This window comes from Halostagnicola alkaliphila (genome assembly GCF_055379965.1).
Map to the genome: position 1 here is coordinate 2,302,785 of NZ_AP043826.1, position 20,548 is coordinate 2,323,332.

The following is a 20,548-nucleotide window of genomic DNA, read 5'->3' on the forward strand; positions in this document are numbered from 1 at the left end:
TCGTGCCCCTCGGAATCGCGAAACCGAGTACTCGCGCCTGAAAATCAGCACCGAACCCTACCAGTCGGTGTGCTGGCGAACCCGCGAGAGCGCCGTCTGCTCGCGTTCGCTTCCGGCCCGTTCGACGACCGACGCGCAGTGGTCGAGCCGGTCGCGAAGAACTGACTCGTCGTACCCCTCGACGTCGAGTCTGGACGCGGCGACCGTCGCTTCGATGACCGCACCGAACCCTCGGTTGATCGTCGGCACCGTCTCGGTTTCGACCGCCGACTCGAGCGGACGGAGTCGCCAGTCTTCCCATTCCGTTCCGTCCTCGGTGCCGGAATCGATTCGTTCAACCGAAGCCCGAGCCCAGGCGTCGGCCGACTCGAGAACTGGGTCCTCGAGTTCGTAAATCGAGAGCGCGGCGTCGACGAAGTCGACGGGATCGCGCGTAAATTGAACGTAGCCAGTGCCCTGTCTGTGAAAGTTACGGCGCGTCCGCGTGTTTCCCCACGTGCGCGCGGTAACTCGATATTTGTTCCCTTGCTCTTCGGGATACCCGGACTCGTTTTTGCTATCGTTCGTCTGCGGTCCGTCGACCGTTTCGGCAAACAGTCCGAGCGCGGCCGCGTTCCAGCGGCCGTTCGGACCGAGCGTGGTTACGACCGCCTCCGTGGCTCCCTCGAGCGTGACCGGCCAGTCTGCTTCTCCCTCGGGAGCGCTCGCGTACTCATCGTCACCGTCAGCGCCCGTCATAGTTCTATCACGCCGTCAGGCCCCGTCATAGTTCGATCAGTTCGTTCTCGAGCGCGATGAAGAGTCCGGCGGCGGTCAGGTCTGCCGTCGTCCCCGGATTCACACCCCGGGAAACGAGTTCGTCGGCGAACGATTCGACCGCGTCCCGATTCGTCTCGAGCGCCCCTGAATCGACCAGCTCGGCGGCTCGTTCCGTCACTTCCGTTGCGACGGCATCGCCGTGGCGACCCTCGACGAGCGTGTCCGGTCGGTCCGAAAGGACGGAAAGAAAGGTCGCCGCGGCCCGATCTGCAATCGGTCCGGTTGCCTCGGCGATTTGGTCGGCCGCGTCGAACGACCGCTCGAATCCGGTGACCCACTCGCGGGCCACGTCGTCGCCGGGAACGCTTCGATCCATCACGTCGACCAGCGTCAGTCCGCGCTCCTCGAGGGCCGGAAGCGCGTCGCCACCCCGACGAACGTCGAGGGACTCGAGTTCGGCGGGCGGTTCGGAAACGAAGACGTCGACGTGCTCAAACGCTCGATAAAACGCTTTTGCATCCGCGACGGTGGTGTCCTCGACGACCGATTCGGCGGCGGATCGCGAGACGCCGTCGTCCGCGGCCTTCACGAGCGCGACGAGCAACAATAGCGCGCCGAACTGCGTGTTTCCGCCGCCCTGTTCGGCCATCCCCTCGACGCTGCGCTCGAACGACGGGCCGAGCGCCTCTCCGGATTCGGCCATCCGGAGCCCGTGCTGAGAGCCGACGGCACCCGCAAGAAAGTGTTCGAAGAACAGATCCTCGAGGTCCCGCGAACGGTCGACGTTCCCCGGTTTCGGGGTTCCACAGACCTCGAGCAACAGCGCGAGTTCGGCGTTCTGGGCAGCGCTTCGCATATGTACTACGTTCGAATCCGTCCGCCGTCGGCTTAGGACTTGCTGGATGGTCGGAACGGCACTCGAGACGCGTTGCTTTCGAACGCCTCCGGTTCTCGCAAGCCGCCCCGTTTTTTCGATGGGTGCCGAGCGTTCGCTATGACCGATACCCGACAGGAGACGAGCGCGTTTCAGCGGGGGCGATCGTTCGCCGAAACGGTGGTCCGGGGAATCAGCGACGAGAACGTGACCTTCATGGCCGGAAGCATCGCTTATCAGGCGTTCATCTCGCTGATTCCGCTTTTGGTATTAGTGTTCTTTCTCGTCTCGGTCGTCGGCGACGAGGGGCTGGCATCGCAGGTCACGCAGACGACCGAAGGGTTCCTTCCGGACGCCGGAAACGAACTGCTCGAGGACGCAATCGCCGGATCGGTCGCGACCGCCGGCGGAACCGTCATCGGTCTCATCACGCTGCTGTGGGGCTCGCTGAAGATTTTTCGAAGCCTCGATACGGCGTTTTCGGAGATTTACGAGTCCACCGGCGAGGCGTCGTTCGTCGAACAACTTCGCGACGCGTTCGTCGTGTTCGCCGCGATCGGTATCGCGCTTCTCGCCGCGGCCGTCGCGAGCGTCGTCTTCGCGTTTTTCCCCGATAGCGCTCTCATCGGGTTGGTGAACCCCCTCATTCTCGTCGTCGGTCTCACGCTCGCGTTCCTTCCGATGTACTACTACTTTCCCGACGTGGACACGACCGTTCGACAGATACTCCCTGGCGTCGTCGTCGCCGCCGTCGGCTGGGCGGCGCTTCAGGGATTATTTCAGGTGTACGTTTCCTTCGCCGCGGACTCGGAGTCTGCGGGGCCGCTCGGAGCGATTCTTCTGCTGTTGACGTGGTTGTACTTCGGGGGTCTGGTCCTCTTGATCGGTGCCGTGGTAAACGCCGCACGGAGCGGCCACTTGCCCGCCGCCCAGAAGTCTGCGGATCACCACGCTGTCGACGGCCCTCACGAAGGCGACGATACCAGCGGTTCCGAGGCTGTACGGACGACTCGCGAGGACGATTTCGTTTCCGAGCGAACCGCGGAACGCACGATCGCCCGCCTCGAGCGAGAAACCGATGATCTCGAGCGCCAACTCGGGATGCTCAAGAACGATCTCGGGGCTCAGCGACGCCGCCGGTACCGGCTCGAAGATCGAACGGCGGCGCTGGAAGCAGAAAACGAACGACTTCGATCCGAGAACGAGCAGCTTCAGCGCAGGGTCGAACGGGAGCGACACCCGGCCTGGAGGCGGACCCTCGAGCGGGTCTTCGAGCGCGCGACGAGCGTGAGTCTGGGCGTCGTGCGACGGTCGTAGAGTAACTCAGCGTTCGATCGAACCCGGTTCGAGACCGAGGTGGGCGTCGACTGCATTGTGGACTCGCTCGAGCACGACCGGATTGTCGCTGGGACGGCCGACGCTGACCGCGTCGGCACCGTATTCGACGTACTCGCGGACCGTTTCACCGTCGCGGACGCCGTTGTTCGCGATCACGAAGCAGTCCGTTTCTTCGACGACATCGGCGATCACGCGCTCCGAATCCATCGCGTCCACGTGGACGAACGTCGCGCCGGCGTCCTCGAGTTCGGACGCGAGCGCCGGCAGGTCGACACCGGACACTTCTGTTCGGATCTTGACGCCGACCGTGGCTTCCGTTTCGACCGCCGTTTCGACGTACGATCGCAGGCGTTCGGTATCCGCGAGCAACCGCTCTCCGCAACCGACCGCACGCATTTCGTCCTGTCTGCAGTGGGCGTTGATCTCCAGGAACGCGTCTCGGTCCCGGCAGACGCGAGCGGCCCGCGCTATCGGCTCCCTCGTCGCACTTCTGACGTTGACGGCCGGCTGTATCTGCGTCGACTCGAGGGTCTCGAGCTGCTGATCGACGAACGCGAACGGATCCTCGGGAAGAAACTCGTCGCGGTCGCGGTCGACGAGCTTTCGGGCTGCCGTCCGCGACCGCTCGTCGATGGCGATGCCGCCGAGGAACGCACAGCCGGCGAACTCCGAGCCGGCTCGAGCCCACTCGGCGTCGGACTGGCCGCTGAGACTCGCCAGCGCGAGTGGTGGCGTAAACATACTCACTCGACCGTTTCGATTGCGTCCGCGACGGTTCGAACGATGCGTTCGGCGTCCCCAACGGAGTCTATTTTGATGTCGGTCCGGATCGTCGGTTGCTCGAATTGGGCTCCGTCGCTCTCGTCGACGACGAACGCGTCGGCGAACGGGTAGGTCGTCGCGAGTCCCGCCGTCGACGGCTCCGCGCCGACGGCTTCCATCAGTTCTTCGGCTGGCCCGGAGAACGCCTCGTCGCCGAGGAACGGCGAGACGACGACGACGGGCGTCTGGCTCAACGCGTCGGAGAATCCCGGAATTGCGAGCATCGGGCCGATGCTCGTCACCGGGTTCGACGGCCCGATGACGACCGGTTCCTCGAGCGCTTCGAGGACCCCTGGGGCCAGTTGAGCGTCGGCCGCCCCTCGAAACTCGACGTCTTCGACGACCGGTTCGGAGTTTCTCCCGACCCAGTACTCCTGAAAGTGCATCGGCCCTTCGTCGGTGTGGACGAGGCTGGCGACCGGATCGTCGCTCATCGGAAGGAGATCAAACGGCACGTCGAATCCGGACGCGAGTCGCTCTAGGGCCTCGCTCAACGACTTCCCTTGATCGATGAGGCTCGTCCGGGTGATGTGAACGGCGCGATCCCGGTCGCCGATCGTCATGAACTCGGCGACACCCGAGAAGCGACGCCAGTTGGCAATCTCTCGGCCCGCCGTCTGGCGCTCCTCGGAGAGGTACTGCGGGCCGTCAGGGAGGCCCGCCGAATCTGCGATATCGAGCAGTTCGGCGTTCGTTCGGTGCGTATCGTCTTCGATTCCCCACCACGTTTCTCGGTCGAGAACCTCGCCACCCTGAAAGAGAAGCGTGTCCACGTCAGGACAGACCAGCAAGCCGCCGAGTTCGATGTCGTCGCCCGTGTTAGCGACGATCGTCACCTCGTCCGGCGAGAACGCGGCTTCCACTCCGTCGACCAGCTTCGGTGTCCCGGTGCCACCGGAGAGGAACGTAACCATACGCACACACGCGTCCGGTGGTACTTAGTCCCTTTCAGCCGGATCGAAGACTGCTCGAGAAATCGTCCGACGCTCGTCGTTTTCCCCTAACCGCTTCACTCGGTGACCCAGTCGGCGAAGCTCCCCTCGAGGAGCGTTTCCGATTGGCGCTCGACGTACCGGCGCTGCATCGATTCGATCGCCGTCTCGAGGTCGTCGCCCGACTCGAGCGATCGGCTCACTTCGTCGTGTTTCCACTGAGCCGGCGTGAGGCCCTGTCGAACGCGTCTTCTGAGCGGGTAGAGGTACTTCGCTGCTTCTTCCTCCGAGAGGCCGCGATTCGTCAGGCCGTCTTCGGCGTGTGCCAGCAGGTCGTCGTAGAGATCGAACGAATCGGACGTCTCCTTGCCGTCGTTCGTGATCCACGTCATGTTCGCGTCGAGGCCGTCGCGCATCGCGGCGTAGAAATTCTCGTGGGCGTGTTCCCAGTCGAGGTCGTATACGGGGTGCTCGAGGCGGACCAGACTCTCCATCAGCCCGGCGAATGCGGCCTGGAAGGCGACGGAGTCCCGAACCGTCGGCTGTGCGGGGATCGGACGGAATTCGATGCGAGCGTTTGCCGCAGAACGCGTCGCGCCGTCGAAGACGGGACGAACCCAGCGCCAGTAGGTGCCGTGCTTGCGCCGGAAGTGAGGAAACTGATCGTCGAATCGGTCGCCGGTTTCGACGGGCATCGGAACGAGGGTGTCGTCGTCGACGATCCGTTCGATCGCCTCTTCGACCTGTCCCAGATCGCGCGGGAACCGAACCTTCCCTTCGGAGGTGTGTCGTTCGTTGAGCACCGATTCGAAGACGGCGATTCTGTGTTCCATCCACGCGTCCTCGAGGACCGCCTCCGGACCGACACCTTCGTCGTAACAATCCGCGGGGAAGAACGGGGAGTTGACGCCGAGAGCCAGGAGGGGGCCGGCGATGCGAAGGGCGTAGTTGAAGTACAGCGGGAGGTCGATCGCGTGGGGAACCTGGTAGTGGGGCTGGATCGAGGTGATCAGACTCTCGGGCATGACGGTATCGGCTTCGAGCGTCACGTTCGGAGCGTCGATTTCCATCGCCGCGGATTGGGCGCGGTCGGTGTTAGCCATCGCGTGATACCGTCCCGAATCGCTCATGTTCGTCGCGATCCGGATCTGTTGGCCGTCGTCCTCGGACGGGTCGACTCCCCCATCGGCCTCGCCAGCATCGGTAACCGTGCGTTCGACGCTATCCGTGAGGTAGGTCGTCGCGTCCTCGCCCTCGGGCGGAATCGTCCACATCGCGTCACTGACGAGGCGCATTCCTTCCGGGTGAGTCACGTCGAGTGCCGTCCGGAGGCGGGCTTTGACTTCCGACTCCTGTGCACGGAGGCCGTGAGCGTTCAGCGGCTGGGGGCTCGTCGTCATCTCCGCGTTGTGGAGCCCGAGTTCCTTTTCGAACCCGATCAACTCGAGGAGGCGGCGCGGAACTCGTCGAAGCGAACACGCCTCTGATTCGACCGCGTAGAACTCGTACTCGAGACCGACGATGGCCTGCGGGTTATCGAAGACGCCGTCGTCGATCGCCTGGATAATCGTTTCGGCGTCGGCCTCCGCCTTCGAACGAAACTCCTCGGCATCGACCGTCAGTACGTCTGCGACCCGTTCAGCGAGTTCCTCCTCTGGCATACCTCCGAGTGTGAGCCCGATTGCCTTGAAGGCACGCCCATCGAACTGTGGGTGAGGGCGTGTCACACGACATCTCTCGACCGAGACGTTCATCGCTAACGTGTCGTTTCTCCCGTCCTCCGTTCGTCGTTCGAGGCGCTTCCAGTCAGTCCGTTTAACACCGTCAGTTACGTAGCTACCGCCGATGGAGTTCGCCACGTTCGCGGATCGCGCCGCCGAGATCGAAGCCGAGCCAGCGGACCTCGAGATCGTCGACCACGTCAGGGCGCTTTTCGAGGAGAGTACGGCGACAACCGCCGAGAGAGACGGTTCGGACGCCGAGGACGGTGACGACGAACTCGAGATCCTTGCTCGGTACGTTCAGGGTCGCGTCTTTCCGGCGTGGGACTCGACGACGCTCGATATCGGTCCCAGTTCGTGTTACGAGGCGATTGCTCGCGCGGCGGGAACGAACGTGAGTTCGGCCGACATCGAGGATCGGCTTGCGGAGCTGGGCGAGATCGGCGAGGTCGCCGCGAGTTACGAGTACGGCGGCCAGCAGGGACTGGGTGCGTTCACCGAAACTGGCGGCGGTAGCGGGCTCACCGTTCGCGAGATCGACGAGACCCTTCGCGATCTCGCGACGGCGGACGGCTCCGGCAGCGCCGACAAGAAAATCGACCTCCTCTTCGGCCTGTTCAACCGGTGCTCGAGCGAGGAAGCCAGATACCTCGCAAGGTTGGTCCTCTCGGAAATGCGTATCGGCGTCGGCGAGGGAACCGTCCGAGACGCCGTCGCGGCGGCGTTCGAGATTCCCGCGGAGCGCGTCGAACGGGCGCTACAGGTCTCGAACGATTACGGACGTGTCGCTCGCGTCGCCCGCGAGGACGGACTCGAGGGGTTGGATGCGATGGATCTCGAGGTCGGTCGTCCCGTTCAGGCGATGCTCGCCCAGACGGGAACGGTAACGGGCGCGCTCGAGGAGTGGGAGAAAGCCGCCGTCGAATGGAAGTACGACGGCGCTCGGGTCCAACTGCACTACGAGTCGGACGGAACGGCGGGTGAAGCGGACGGAGCTCGCGTCTTCTCGAGAAACATGGAAGACGTGACGGACGCGCTTCCGGAGGTCGTCGAATTCGCCGAGGAGACCCTCGAGGAACCGGCCATCCTCGACGGAGAGGTCGTCGCGGTCGACGAGGACGGCTCGCCGCTTCCGTTTCAAGAGGTTCTCAAACGGTTCCGGCGGAAACACGACGTCGCGAAAGCGCGCGAGGACGTTGCCGTCCGCCCGGTCTTCTTCGACTGTCTGCACGCCGACGGTGAAGACTTGCTCGAGGAGCCACTGGCGACCAGACACGACCGGCTCGAGGACGTCCTCGCCAACGGCGACGAGCGGCCAGCGGACGTGGACGGCCTCTCCCTGCTGTGGCTCACGGACGACCCCGACGAGATCGAGTCGGTCGACGCGGACGCCCTCGAGGCGGGTCACGAGGGGATCATGCTCAAGAATCCTGAATCGGCGTACTCGCCGGGTCGCCGGGGGAAAAACTGGCGCAAGCGCAAGCCGGACGTCGAGACGCTTGACTGCGTCGTGACGGGCGCGGAGTGGGGAGAGGGCCGCCGGGCGACGTTCCTTGGCACCTTCGAGTTGTCCGTTCGGGACGAGAACGACCTCGAGACTATCGGCAAGGTCGCGACCGGGATCACCGACGAAAAGTTGGCCGACCTCACGGACCTCCTCGAGCCCCACGTACAGGCCGAAGACGGCCAACGCGTCGAACTCGAACCGGCCGTGGTCTTCGAGGTCGGCTACGAGGAGATCCAGTCGTCGCCGACGTACTCGTCCGGCTACGCGCTCCGGTTCCCGAGGTTTCAGAGCGTTCGCCACGACAAGGATCCAGCCGACGCAGATTCGCTCGAGCGCGTCGAACGGATCCGAAGTGATTGAGGCGGTCTGCTGTACCGATCACCCCGAGCGACCGCAGGACGGGTCGCGGCCGCTCCGGAAATGACGGACAGCAGTCTCCGACGACCGCAGTACTGACGACACCGTTCGATTCGGGTCGTCCGTTGAGCTCCCGACGCCGTGGAAGCTCCGCAGGACGAAGCCAGGTAAGCACCCTTAAGAGCCGCCGCGAGAAGGCTGTCGTATGCAACCGCGCGATCTATCCGACCACGTCGCGTATCAGGCCGGTCGGGGGATCGAGGAGGTCGCCCGCGAACTCGGGCGTGATCCCGCCGAATTCATCAAACTCGCCTCCAACGAGAACCCCCACGGGCCCTCGCCCGCGGCCGTCGAGGCCATCCGAGACACCGCTTCGAGCGTCAGCTCCTACCCGAAGGCCGCGCACGCGGACCTGACGGGGACCATCGCCCAGCACTGGGGAGTCGGGGACTCGGAGGTGTGGCTCGCCAACGGCGGCGACGGGACGATCGATTATCTCCATCGAGCGACCCTCGAGCCGGACGACGATATTCTTGTTCCGGATCCTGGCTTTGCCTACTACGGCATGAGTGCTCGATTCCACCACGGCGACGTCAGCACGTACGCGCTCGAGCGCGAGAACGACTTCGAACAGACGGCCGAACCCGTTCTCGAGGCCTACGGCGGCGAACGAGTCGTCTACCTGACCAGCCCCCACAACCCGACGGGCTCGACGATCGCTCTCGATGAAATCGAGCGAGTGGCCGACGGAACGGACGAGGAGACGCTCGTCGTCGTTGACGAAGCCTACGGCGAGTTCGCGGACGTCGACAGCGCGCTCGCGCTGATCGAGGGACACGACGGGTACGATACTCGAGACGACGTTGCGACCCTGCGGACGTTCTCGAAAGCGTACGGTCTCGCCGGAGTCAGGCTCGGCTACGCCGTCGTTCCCGAGGAGTGGAGCGACGCCTACGCACGCGTGAACACGCCCTTCGCGGCGAGCGAACTGGCCTGTCGCGCAGGCCTCGCGGCCTTCGACGACGACGAGCACGTCGAACGAACCGTCGAAACGACCCTCGAGTCGCGCGAGTACATGCGCGAACGCATCGACGCACACGTCTGGCCGAGCGAGGGGAACTTCGCCCTCATCGCCGTCGGTGACGCGTCTGCGGTAGCCGACGAAATGCAAGAGCGCGGCGTTATCGTCCGGGACTGCACGAGCTTCGGATTACCGGGCTGTATCCGCATCACTTGCGGGACCGAATCCGAGACCGAACGCGCGGTCGAAACGCTCAATCGAGTGCTCGAGGAGCTTGACCTTCTCGACGGCGACACGACAGATGGCGACACGGCGGACGACGAGACGACCGACGGGAACGCAGATTCGACCACACTGGAGGTGTCGGACTCGTGAGGGTCGCCGTCACCGGAACCCCCGGAACCGGAAAGACCACCGCGACGGCCGAACTCGAGTCCCCGTCCGGCCAATCGGATTCGGACTCGACGATGGGCGCAATTTCCGTCGACGGCTCGACGCTCGAGGTCGTCCACCTGAACGAGGTGCTCGAGAACGAGGCGTTGTACACCGAGGTCGACGAGGAGCGAGCGAGCAAGGTCGCAGACATGGACGCACTCGAAGCCTGGCTCGAGGGACGAGACGACGTGCTGATCGAATCCCACCTGGCACATCACTTCGAGGCCGATCGAGTCGTCGTGTTGCGCTGTCGACCGGATCGACTCGAAGAACGCCTCGAGGAGCGCGGCGAACCGCCGAAAAAGGCGAGCGAAAACGCCGAAAGCGAAGCGCTCGACGTCGTCCTCAGCGAAGCTGTCGACCGTCACGGTCTCGAGTCGGTGTACGAAATCGATACGACGGACCGGGACCCCGATGACGTGGCCGAGGCGCTCGAGGCTGTCGTCGCCGGCGAGCGCGAACCGTCTGCGGGCGAAGTCGACTTCGTGGGGTATCTCGCATGACCCTCGATCAATTCAGACCGTACATTTCGCGATTCCTCGACCCGTTCGTCAAGGGGTTCGACCGAATCGGTATGACGCCGAACAGCGTCAGCGTGCTGGCGTTCGGAATGGCGGCCGCCGCCGCCGTCGCCTTCATGCTCGGCGGACGGGCGGATCCGATCTGGTTCGCGGTGGCGGCGGTGCTCGTGTTCGTCAACGGCTGGTTGGATATCGTCGATGGCGCGCTCGCGCGCGAACAGGGCGTTGCATCCGCCGGCGGCGACCTGCTCGATCACGTGCTGGACCGGTATGCGGATATCGTTATCATCGCTGGGTTGGCCGCAGGTATCGAGAGTTACTTCCTCGGCTTCCTCGCGGTTACGGGCGTCGTGATGACCTCGTATCTCGGAACGCAGGCACAAGCCGTCGGTCTGGACCGAGTTTACGGGGGTCTGGTCGGACGCGCTGACCGACTCGCGATAATCGGCATCGTCGGCTTTCTGGCCTACCCGCTCTGGGATATCGCTCCGGCCGGCGTCACCGTAATCGGCTGGCTGTTGATCTTCCTCGCCGTCGTCGGGCACTTCACCGCCCTCCAGCGGTTTTTCTACTCCTGGTCGGCACTCGATTGAATAGCGGCGTTCCTGTTTCCTTCCTAACTCGAGGCTCGCCGCATGGTTTATCACGCACCGGAATATAGGGTCTTCCATGGTTCAGTGCGAAATGTGTGGCGCCGAGACGTCGTCCCCGAAAACGATCAAAGTTGAGGGTGCCAAACTGGACGTGTGTTCGGATTGCACAGATTTCGGCACCGAAGTGAAAACTGGGTCTTCGAGTTCGAGTACGTCGACGAAGTACTCGACGAGTTCGAACTCCAGCGGCTCCTCGAGTTCGGATGGACAGTCCTCCGGATCGGCCTCGAGTTCGAGCACCGCCAGCAGTTCGGGCGGCTCGACCCGTCGATCGGACATGTTCGACGACATGGACGAAATCGCGACCGATTACGACGATCTGATCCGCAACGCACGCGAGCAAAAGGGACTCAGCCAGTCGGAACTCGCGAACGAGCTCAACGAGAAGGCGAGTCTCATCACGAAACTCGAGCGCGGCGACACGCTTCCGACCGATAGCGTCCAGTCGAAACTCGAGAAGTTCCTCGACATCAGTCTCACCGGCGGGGCTAGCTCGAGCGATGACGCCGACTGGGGCGGTGGCTCCTCGAATGGAAGCTACACGCTCGGTGACGTGGTCAAACGAAAGGACTGATCGTCGCGGTATAGACAGGGGATCGATCGGATCCTCGGCGAGTTGCGGTTGACGACCCGTTCGAACCGCTCACACACGACTGTCGAAACCTCTTTCTGTACTGGCGAGCCTGTCTCCGATATGTTGATCCTCGTCAATTTGAAGACGTATCCGTGTGACCCAGTCGCCGTCGCAGCGGCCGTTCGCGACGTCGACGAAAAAACCGACGCTCGACTCGCCGTTGCGCCCCAGGACGCCCATATCGAGCGGGTAGCCGCGACCGGCGTCGAGACGTGGGCCCAACACGTCGATCCGATCGACCACGGGAGCAACACGGGCCACACGCTGGCCGAGTCGGTTGCCGAGGCGGGTGCCGAGGGAACGCTGATCAATCACTCCGAGAACCGACTGAAGCTCGCGGATATCGACGGTTCGGTTCGCGCCGCCCAACGCGCGGGCCTCGAGACGATCGTGTGTGCGAACAACCCGGCACAGATCGGCGCGAGCGCCGCGCTCGGTCCCAACGCCGTCGCAGTCGAGCCACCGGAGCTTATCGGAACCGGGACGCCGGTTAGCCAGGCCGATCCCGATATCGTCGAGGACGCCGTCGATGCTGCGAGCGGCGTCGACGACGACGTTTCGGTCCTCTGTGGTGCGGGAATCAGTACCGGCGACGACGTGGTTTCTGCGGGCGAGCTCGGCGCGGAAGGCGTGTTGCTCGCCAGCGGCGTCGCGAAAGCCGACGATCCCGAAGCGGCCCTCGAGGACCTCGTCGCTCCGCTGTAACGTCGGCTCATATGGCGGTTTGGTGCTCGCTCGTTTCGAATTCCCTTTCGCATCCAACTTTCGCACCCCGTGACACGGATGAACCCAGGTTTTCGGCGAGTAGCATTTTACGTTCGATTCAGGTATAATACTCATCGATCACCGCGTCTTTTCGTCGGATTCTGCTGCGACGAACAATACCATGTATATTATCCATAGACAATTAAATAGCAAGTATTAACATAAATCTGGATAGCTATAATAACATGGCCGGAGTCATCGACAGTACTCGGATCGATCGGCGGCGATCGGTTCGATCGGGGTGGATCATTTCGAGGTGCAAACCCGAAGTTTTACAACTAATATTTCACTACTTAAAATCGAATTGATGTCCGTGACGCACCACCCCGGTCACCCACGGACCGATACGTCCCGTTCCGGGACGTTCGATGCTCGGGTGCCGAGTCCACAGACGACATCGGTGCCGATACCAGGAGCGTGGGCCCATCGAGGTGACAACGTGTGATACGAGCTCTCCTCTCTCGGATCGGTTCGATGACGGTCGTCCTCGCGGGAGTCTCCGTTATCACGTACGCGTTCGTCTTTCTCACGCCCGGCGATCCCGCGTACACGATCCTCAGAGAGCAACAACAGGGACCGCCCTCCGAGTCGCAGGTAGAAGCGTTCCGCGCCGAACAGGGTCTCGACGAGCCGTTCGTCGTCCAATACGTGACCTGGCTCGGAGACGCCTTACGAGGCGATCTCGGTCACTCGTATTACCGCTCGGAGCCCGTCACGTCGCTGTTGCTCGAGTACCTGCCGAACACGCTCGAGCTCGCCCTCGCAGCGGTGGCAGTTTCGTTGCTGCTGGCGGTTCCGACGGGCGTCGCGAGCGCCGTTCATCGGAACACGTGGATCGACCGAACCAGCCAGATCGTCGCGCTGATCGGCATCTCGATGCCGAACTTCTGGCTGGGATACCTGCTGATTCTCGTCTGCTCGCTGTGGTTGGGACTCACGCCCGTTTCCGGTGCGGGTACGCTCGGACACCTCGTGTTGCCCGCGATCACCCTCGGGACGGGGATGGCCGCGGTCGTCACCCGGTTGGTCCGCACATCGATGCTCGAGGTGCTCGACGCCGAGTACGTCGATACGGCGCGGTCGAAGGGCGTCCGCGAACGCCTCGTGGTGTACAAACACGCCCTCCGAAACGCTCTCATTCCAGTCGTGACCATCGTCGGGTTGCAGTTCGGCTTCATCCTCAACGGCGCGGTTATCGTCGAAGTCGTTTTCCAGCGGCCCGGGCTCGGAACGTTGCTCGTCGACTCCATTTTCATCCGCGACTACCCGATCGTGCAGGGCGTCGTCCTGGTGACCGCGGTCGCGTTCGTGGTGACCAACCAGCTCGTCGACCTCGCTTACGTCGCGCTCGACCCGCGAATCGAGCCGGGCGGCCGAGGGGTGAGCGCGAATGAGTGAACACGCAGCAGGCGGGGACCGGACCACTTCGAGGGCCTCGGCCGTTCTCGAGCGCGTGCGGCGGTTCGGTCGCTCTCGCATCGGAACGGCGATGCGGACGAACGGACAGATCCGCCTCGGCGGCGGGATCGTCTGTCTGCTCGGACTGGTCGCGGTCGTCGGACCGGTTCTCACACCCTACGATCCGGCGGCCCAGGCGCTCGAAACTCGCCTTCAGGGACCATCGCTCGCGCATCCGCTCGGAACCGACTCGCTCGGCCGCGACGTGGCGACGCGGCTGGTCCACGGCGCCCGGATCTCGCTCGCGTTGGCGATCGCAGCCACCGCCGTTCGCGTCGTGCTCGGAACGACCATCGGCCTGCTCGCGGCCGTCAGCGGCGGGTTCGTCGATACCGCCTTGATGCGACTCGCGGATATCCAGCTCGCGTTTCCCGGACTCGTGCTCGCGCTGGTGATCGCCGGAGCGCTCGGACCCAGCATCCGAAACGTCGTCATCGCCCTTTCCGCGGTCGGGTGGGCGACGTACGCGCGGATCGTTCGCGGCAACGCCCTCGCCGTCAACGAACGACCGTTCGTCCAGTCGGCACGCCTCTACGGTACGCCGAAACGGCGAATCGTCAGGCGGCACCTGCTTCCGAACGTCGTCAACCCGGTGGTCGTCCTCGCGACGCTCAACCTCGGGACGGTCGTGCTTGCGGCCGCCGGACTCTCGTTTCTCGGTCTCGGAGCACAACCGCCGACGGCGGAGTGGGGGACGATGATCGCCGGCGGCCGGGACTACCTGCGAGCCGCGCCGTGGCTGATCACGGCCCCCGGCGTCGCGATCGCACTTACCGTCATCGGGTTCAACCTCCTCGGCGACGGCCTGCGGGACGCACTGGACACTGACCGCATCGACGACGGCAAACGGAGGCGAACCTGAGATGACCGGACCGCTCTCGGTCGAGAATCTACACGTCAGGTTCCGAACCGAATCCGGGCAGGTTCACGCGGTCAACGGCGCGAGCTTCGAGGTCACAGCCGGCGAAATCGTCGGCCTCGTCGGCGAGAGCGGCTGCGGCAAATCGGTCACGGCGCGATCGCTCGTCCGGCTCGAGGATCCCGGAGAGATCGTCGACGGGCGCGTGCGCTTCGACGGTCAGGACCTCACGACGGCCGACGAGCGGACGTTGCGACGGATTCGCAGCACCGAACTGGCGATGGTCCCTCAGGATCCGTCGACGGCGCTCAACCCGGCCTACACCGTCGGCGAACAGGTCGCCGAGGCGCTCCGGGTTCACCGGAGCCCGGACGACCAGCCGTTTTTCTCGGAGCTCGCCGTCGGCGTTAGCTCGCGGCTTCGCTCTCGAGCGCTCCGGTCGCGGGTTCTCGAGTTGCTGGAGACGGTTGATATTCCCCGTCCCGTGGATCGGATCGACGACTACCCCCACCAGTTCAGCGGCGGCATGCGCCAGCGCGTCTTGCTCGCGATCGCCCTCGCCCGCGATCCGTCGGTGCTGATCGCCGACGAGCCGACGACGGGACTAGATACGACGACGCAGGCGGCGATACTGGACCGACTGACCGACCTCAACGACTCCCGAGACATGGGAATGTTGCTGATCAGCCACGACTTCGGCGTCGTCTCGGCGCTGTGCGATCGCGTCGTCGTCATGTACAACGGGACGGTCGTCGAGCGTGGGCCGGTCGAGGCGGTCCGATCGAATCCGACCCATCCCTACACGAAGGCGCTATTGGGCTGTCTCCCGCACCGATCCGAACCGCGATCGCGACTGCCGACGGTCGAGGGCTCGCCGCCGGACGGATCCGACCCGCCGGACGGCTGTGCCTTCGTCGACCGGTGTCCGTTCGCGACCGAAGGCTGTCGCGGGGCCGCTCCGCCGGTCGTTTCCGTGACCGCCGATCACGACGTTCGGTGCGACGTTGCCGAAGCGCGCGAGGCGACCCTCGAGTCGACGCTCGCAGCTGACGACGGCGGTTCGGCGGACGATCCATCCCCAGCGGGAGAGCAGTCCGCGAGCCACCCGACTCCGGCGACCGCCGTGGACGGCGGGACCGTTCGAACCGGAGAGACGGACAGCACGCCGATGGCAACTCCCGCAAAACCGACGGCGTCCGGCGGCGACGAAACGACCCGAACCGTCGACGACGAGACGGCGATGTTCGTACGGGAATCCGCCGATGCGTTGCCGATCGTCGAACTCGAGGAGGTGCACAAATCCTTCCGGGAATCCGACGCGCTCCTTGATCGCGTGCTTCCGTTCGGGGACGACGAGACGGTCGACGCCGTCAGAGGCGTCTCGCTCGAACTCCGCGAGGGGGAGACCCTCGGTCTCGTCGGCGAGAGCGGCTGCGGAAAGTCGACGCTGGCGAAGCTGGTGACCGGCCTCGAGGCGCCGACGGACGGGAGCGTTCGCATCCGCGGCGAAGCCGTCGCCGGGGTCGACCGACGGACGAACGAGCAACTGGCGGAGATCGGTGCCGTCTTCCAGAACCCCGGAGCCAGCCTCAACCCGAAGCGGACGGTCGGCGAATCGATCGCCGAGCCGTTATTCGAAGCCGGCTGGGACGAACGGCGACGAACCGATCGGATCGAAACGGTGCTTTCGCTCGTCGATCTTCCTCTCGAATGCGCCGATCGATACCCGCGGCGGCTTTCCGGCGGCCAGAAACAGCGGGTGGCAATCGCCCGCGCCCTCGCGCTCGAGCCGTCGGTGCTCGTTCTGGACGAGCCGACGGCCGCCCTCGATGTCTCCACGCAAGCGACGGTCCTCAATCTCCTCGCCGACCTCCAGGACGAACTCGGGCTCGCGTACCTGTTCATCTCTCACGATCTCGACGTCGTGCGCAACGCCGCTGATCGCGTCGCCGCGATGTACCTGGGTCGACTCGTGGAAATCGGACCAACCGAACGGACGCTCTCGGAACCTACGCACCCTTACACGCAGGCGCTTTTGGACTCGATTCCCGGCGATCGCTTCGGCGAAAATTCGACGGAGCACAGGCTCGCGGGCGAGCCGCCGAGTCCGACTGACCCGCCCGAAGGCTGTGCGTTCCACCCCCGCTGTCCCGCCGCCACGCCGGAGTGTTCGCAGATCGATCCCGACCTCGAGTCCGTCTCAGAAGGCCAGTCGCGGTGTCTGTACGCACCCGACTGGCGAGACGACACGGGCGAGACCGATCAGTACCGAGGGACGAGCGAACGGCGAGCAGCGGGCGAACGACAGTCGATGACGCGACCGAGCGGCGACCAACGCTGATCCCGCGAGAGCTCACACCGACGCGAAACCGAACTCGAAATCGAATACGACGATTGAAAGACGATGACAGAACGAACGCAACCGACGATGAACCGACGTACCGCGTTGCAAACGACGATCGGAACGGCCGCGCTCGCGGTCGCCGGCTGCCTCTCGAGCGAACCGACCGAGGTCGACCTTCGAATCGGATCCCCGTGGGACATCAACCGGGATCCCCTCGACGGCGGGAGCATGGTTCGGCGGCTCGGAATCGCGGAGTCCTTACTCAGTGTCGATTACGAGGCGAATCCCGCACCGGGAATCGCGACCGAGTGGGATCGTCCGGACGACTACCACTGGGAGTTCTCGCTTCGCGAGGACGTAACCTTTCACGACGGGGACTCGCTCGCAGCGGAGACCGCGGTCGAATCGCTCGAGCGCACGTTTAACTCGGCTTCGTTTACGGACTTACCGGTCGAATCGATCGAGGCGACGGATTCGACCACCATCGAAATCGCGACCGAAACGCCGTTTTCGCCGCTACCCGCACATCTTGCGCGAAGCGATGCGGCCATCCTGAACCCCGCGACGTTCGACGAGGAGGGGGCGGTTTCTGAGCTGATCAGTACGGGACCGTTCGTCGTCGACGAGTTCCGGCCGGGTACCTCGGTAACGACCGTTCGACACGAGGAGTACTACGGCGAGGTCCCCGAGATCGAATCTGTCCGCTGTGAGATCATCGAGGACGACCAGACCCGGCGGATGAACCTCGAGAACGGCGACATCGACATGGCGCGGATCATGCCTCTCGAAATGGTAGAGTCGCTCGAGGAAGACGACGGCGTTGAACTCCACATGCCCGAGATTCCGCGGATACGGTTTCTCACGTTCGACACCGAATCGGAGCCGTTCGACGACGAGGAAGTCCGCCGGGCGGTGAACTACGGGATCGATCTCGAGGGGCTCACCGAATCGATCCTCGCGGGAGTCGACGATCCGGCGGTCGGTCCGTTTTCCGAGGAGATCACCGAGTGGGCGAATCCCGACCTCGAGGGCTACGAGCACGACCCGGAGCGCGCCCGCGACCTGCTCGAAGACGCCGGGTGGACGGCGGACGGTCCCGATGACGTTCGCACCCGCGACGGCGAATCGCTCGAGGTCGAGTTCGTCACGTTCGACTCGAGAAGCCTGCCGTTGATCGCGGAGGTGCTCCAGAACGATCTCTCGGCGGTCGGATTCGACGTCGACCTCTCGACGGTCGAGTTCAATGCGATGCTCGACGAGGTCGGACAGGGGTCGTTCGACGGCTACCTCACCTCTTGGGGAACTCTCCAGTACCCGGACCCGGATCGTCTCGTCGAAATGTTCCACTCCACGGAAGCCACGCTGTTTCACGGGTACGAAAACGAGCGGGTCGACGAACTCCTCGAGGAGGCGCGCGAACTGACCGACCGGGAGGAACGAACGGAACGGTACCACGAGGTGCAGTCGATCGTCCTCGAGGAAGCTCCTGTTGTCTTCCTCACCAACTACACCAACGTCGTGGCGACGGTACCCGAACTCGAGGGCTACGAACCGCATCCGACGGAAGCGAGCTACGGGCTCGAGACCGTCTCGATGAACGGGGAGTGAGGTCGCGCCGTTCTCGGGTAGTGTGCCCGCGCTGTCTACGGGTAGTGGTCCCGAACAGTCTCACTCGTTGAGGAGCAGGAGCTTGCCCTGGAAGTCGCCCGTTTCTCCCAGTCGGTGTGCGTCGGCGACGTCTTCGAAGGCGAATCGCTCGTCGATGTGCGGCTCGACGACGCCGTCGTCGACCAGCGTCGCGATATCCTCGAGTTCGTCGCCGATCCGCTCCTGGTGCTCGCCGAGTAACACGGGGAGGATCACGAGCACGACACCGAGCTCGAGCGACCGTTCGTGCATCGCCGAGATGTCCTGCGTTGAGCTCGATTCCGTCGTTACCACGGTTCCGAACGGCGCTACGGCGTCGAAGGCCGTCTGGAGGTGGTCGTCGCCGATCGGATCGAAGACCACGTCGAAGCCGTCGTCGCCCGCGTGTTCCTCGACGTACGACTCGACGTCGGTCGCGGTGTAGTCGACTGTCGCGTCCGCACCGAGCTCTTCGGCGAGGGTTCGTTTTTCTTCGCTCGAGGCCGTCGCGGTCACGTCGGCTCCGAACCAGTCGGCTAACTGGACGCCGATGTGCCCGACGCCGCCGGTCGCGCCGTAGACGAGCACCTCGTCGCCGAGGAAGACGGTCGTCTTGTCAACGAGCATCTCCCAGGCGGTGAGCGCGACGACAGGCAGAGCCGCCGCGTCCTCGAGCGGGATCGATTCCGGCGCGTGGGCGAACGTCCCGACGTGGCCGACGACGTAATCCGCGAGCGATCCCTGCCGCCCAGCGCCGCCGGGCATGCCGTACACCTCGTCGCCTTCTTCGAAGCGCGTGACGTTCGCGCCGACTTCGTCGACGACGCCCGACACGTCACAGTGGAGCGTCGCGGGGAGTTCCGGCGCGAAATCGGGAATGGCTCCCTGTCGGATCTTGTAATCGACTGGATTAACGCTCGAGGCGGCGACCTCGACGCGGATCTCGTCCGGGCCGGGTTCGGGAACGTCGACGGTCGTCTCCGTGAAAACGTTTGGTTCTCCATACTCTTCGATCACGTGAGCGGTCATCTCGGAAGGCATAACGATTCGACGTTCGATCGCCTGCTGGGAATATGCGGCGCTTGCGGCGATCAGTGGGGGTGGTCGCGGCTGCCCGAAGGCACCTAGTCGACGCGAGCCACGAACGAACCGAGCGCGTCGACTGCCGTCTGGAACACCGCTTCGCCCTGTTCTGCCGTGGCACCTGTCGCATCGCCGACCGCGCCGTTTTCGCTAAAGCCGTCGGTGAATCGGTGGAGAGTGCCGCCGTCGACCGTGTCGTCCCACTCGAGCGCGTCGCCGACGACGGGCTCGTCGACGTCGTCCGGGCACAGGTGGAGTAAGACGGCCGTCTCGAGTTCGCCCGCGTGGCCGACGTGCGCGTCGACGGCCCGCATCCACTCCCAGCGATAGGCCTCGAGGTCGGTAGACGGCGACTCGCTCACCTCTCGAGCGAGGTGTGCGAGGGTGTCTCCGTTGCCGCCGTGGCCGTTGACGAAGACGACGGTCTCGACGCTCGAATCCGACAGCGACGTGACGATATCCCGAACGTAGCTCCGGAGCGTTTCGGGCGAGACGGAAAGCGTTCCAGGGAAGTGTTCGTGATACGGGGCGACGCCGACGGGAAGCACAGGGAGGACGACCGAATCGGTATCGCCCGTCTGGTCTGCTTCGGCGGCGATCGCTCGCGCGATGATCGTATCGGTGCCGACCGGAGCGTGCGGTCCGTGCTGTTCCGTGCTCCCGATGGGGAGTAAGGCAGTCGTCGGCGATTGCTCCTCGACGCCGGTCCAGGAATTCGTCTCGAGTTGCATGCGATCACGTACGCGCGTCGCTACTAAGAGGCTGCTATCTCGTCGCAGTCATCCGGTTTCGTCCTCCCGCATTTCGGCCGCTCGAGGTCGCGACGAGCGAAAAATAAC

The 20,548-nt window shown here is 64.3% G+C and carries 18 protein-coding genes; 11 read left to right on the forward strand and 7 right to left on the reverse strand.

What is annotated here, in order from left to right; all coding sequences use genetic code 11:
- Positions 1 to 57: 57 nt before the first annotated feature.
- Both ACZ5C7_RS16770 and ACZ5C7_RS16775 read right to left on the reverse strand, forming a co-directional pair.
- A complete protein-coding gene (locus ACZ5C7_RS16770) occupies positions 58 to 738 on the reverse strand; it encodes a DUF447 domain-containing protein (RefSeq protein ID WP_464377419.1) in 681 nt (226 codons plus the stop codon).
- Between the two features lie 25 nt (positions 739 to 763).
- A complete protein-coding gene (locus ACZ5C7_RS16775; RefSeq protein WP_464377420.1) occupies positions 764 to 1,615 on the reverse strand; it encodes a triphosphoribosyl-dephospho-CoA synthase in 852 nt (283 codons plus the stop codon).
- A gap of 138 nt (positions 1,616 to 1,753) precedes the next feature.
- On the opposite strand from ACZ5C7_RS16775, the gene ACZ5C7_RS16780 reads away from it, so the two are divergent.
- Complete coding sequence (locus tag ACZ5C7_RS16780) at positions 1,754 to 2,950, forward strand: YhjD/YihY/BrkB family envelope integrity protein (RefSeq protein ID WP_464377421.1); 1,197 nt, start codon at positions 1,754 to 1,756, stop codon at positions 2,948 to 2,950.
- Between the two features lie 6 nt (positions 2,951 to 2,956).
- Here ACZ5C7_RS16780 and ACZ5C7_RS16785 read toward each other — a convergent pair whose 3' ends face one another.
- From ACZ5C7_RS16785 to ACZ5C7_RS16795, 3 genes are all read right to left on the reverse strand, one after another.
- Positions 2,957 to 3,712, reverse strand: a complete 756-nt coding sequence (locus ACZ5C7_RS16785) for a tRNA-dihydrouridine synthase (RefSeq protein WP_464377422.1) — start codon at positions 3,710 to 3,712, stop codon at positions 2,957 to 2,959.
- 2 nt (positions 3,713 to 3,714) lie between these two features.
- Entirely contained in the window at positions 3,715 to 4,707 is a 993-nt protein-coding gene (cofD, locus tag ACZ5C7_RS16790) for a 2-phospho-L-lactate transferase (protein WP_464377423.1), read from the reverse strand.
- A 95-nt stretch (positions 4,708 to 4,802) separates the two neighbouring features.
- Positions 4,803 to 6,386: a glutamate-cysteine ligase family protein gene (locus ACZ5C7_RS16795; RefSeq protein ID WP_464377424.1), complete on the reverse strand. Its 1,584-nt coding sequence runs from the start codon at positions 6,384 to 6,386 to the stop codon at positions 4,803 to 4,805.
- 184 nt (positions 6,387 to 6,570) lie between these two features.
- Here ACZ5C7_RS16795 and ligA point away from each other — a divergent pair, with 184 nt between their 5' ends.
- The 10 genes from ligA (at position 6,571) to ACZ5C7_RS16845 (ending at position 18,608) form a co-directional block, all read left to right on the forward strand.
- On the forward strand, positions 6,571 to 8,313 hold the full coding sequence (ligA, locus tag ACZ5C7_RS16800; protein ID WP_464377425.1) for an ATP-dependent DNA ligase LigA: 1,743 nt from the start codon (positions 6,571 to 6,573) through the stop codon (positions 8,311 to 8,313).
- A gap of 202 nt (positions 8,314 to 8,515) precedes the next feature.
- Positions 8,516 to 9,706 carry a histidinol-phosphate transaminase gene (gene hisC, locus ACZ5C7_RS16805; protein ID WP_464377426.1) on the forward strand — a complete coding sequence of 397 codons (1,191 nt, stop codon included), beginning with the start codon at positions 8,516 to 8,518 and terminating at the stop codon, positions 9,704 to 9,706.
- Positions 9,703 to 10,269, forward strand: a complete 567-nt coding sequence (locus ACZ5C7_RS16810) for an adenylate kinase family protein (RefSeq protein ID WP_464377427.1) — start codon at positions 9,703 to 9,705, stop codon at positions 10,267 to 10,269. The genes hisC and ACZ5C7_RS16810 overlap by 4 nt, the downstream gene beginning before the upstream one ends.
- The gene (locus tag ACZ5C7_RS16815; protein ID WP_464377428.1) at positions 10,266 to 10,880 is read left to right on the forward strand and encodes a CDP-alcohol phosphatidyltransferase family protein; all 615 of its coding nucleotides are present in this window, start codon (positions 10,266 to 10,268) and stop codon (positions 10,878 to 10,880) included. The genes ACZ5C7_RS16810 and ACZ5C7_RS16815 overlap by 4 nt, the downstream gene beginning before the upstream one ends.
- Before the next feature lie 76 nt (positions 10,881 to 10,956).
- Entirely contained in the window at positions 10,957 to 11,514 is a 558-nt protein-coding gene (locus tag ACZ5C7_RS16820; protein WP_464377429.1) for a multiprotein bridging factor aMBF1, read from the forward strand.
- A 120-nt stretch (positions 11,515 to 11,634) separates the two neighbouring features.
- Positions 11,635 to 12,279 (forward strand): triose-phosphate isomerase, encoded by a 645-nt coding sequence (tpiA, locus tag ACZ5C7_RS16825; RefSeq protein WP_464377430.1) that lies wholly within the window; start codon positions 11,635 to 11,637, stop codon positions 12,277 to 12,279.
- Between the two features lie 501 nt (positions 12,280 to 12,780).
- On the forward strand, positions 12,781 to 13,737 hold the full coding sequence (nikB, locus tag ACZ5C7_RS16830; RefSeq protein ID WP_464377431.1) for a nickel ABC transporter permease: 957 nt from the start codon (positions 12,781 to 12,783) through the stop codon (positions 13,735 to 13,737).
- On the forward strand, positions 13,730 to 14,659 hold the full coding sequence (gene nikC, locus ACZ5C7_RS16835) for a nickel transporter permease (RefSeq protein WP_464377432.1): 930 nt from the start codon (positions 13,730 to 13,732) through the stop codon (positions 14,657 to 14,659). The genes nikB and nikC overlap by 8 nt, the downstream gene beginning before the upstream one ends.
- 1 nt (position 14,660) lies before the next feature.
- The gene (locus ACZ5C7_RS16840; RefSeq protein WP_464377433.1) at positions 14,661 to 16,997 is read left to right on the forward strand and encodes a dipeptide ABC transporter ATP-binding protein; all 2,337 of its coding nucleotides are present in this window, start codon (positions 14,661 to 14,663) and stop codon (positions 16,995 to 16,997) included.
- A 63-nt stretch (positions 16,998 to 17,060) separates the two neighbouring features.
- The gene (locus ACZ5C7_RS16845; protein WP_464377434.1) at positions 17,061 to 18,608 is read left to right on the forward strand and encodes an ABC transporter substrate-binding protein; all 1,548 of its coding nucleotides are present in this window, start codon (positions 17,061 to 17,063) and stop codon (positions 18,606 to 18,608) included.
- 60 nt (positions 18,609 to 18,668) lie between these two features.
- On the opposite strand, the gene ACZ5C7_RS16850 is transcribed toward ACZ5C7_RS16845, so the two are convergent.
- Both ACZ5C7_RS16850 and ACZ5C7_RS16855 read right to left on the reverse strand, forming a co-directional pair.
- Positions 18,669 to 19,667, reverse strand: coding sequence for a zinc-binding dehydrogenase (locus ACZ5C7_RS16850; protein ID WP_464377435.1), 999 nt, complete (start codon positions 19,665 to 19,667; stop codon positions 18,669 to 18,671).
- Positions 19,668 to 19,750: 83 nt separating this feature from the next.
- Positions 19,751 to 20,440 carry a creatininase family protein gene (locus ACZ5C7_RS16855; protein ID WP_464377436.1) on the reverse strand — a complete coding sequence of 230 codons (690 nt, stop codon included), beginning with the start codon at positions 20,438 to 20,440 and terminating at the stop codon, positions 19,751 to 19,753.
- Positions 20,441 to 20,548 lie beyond the last annotated feature (108 nt).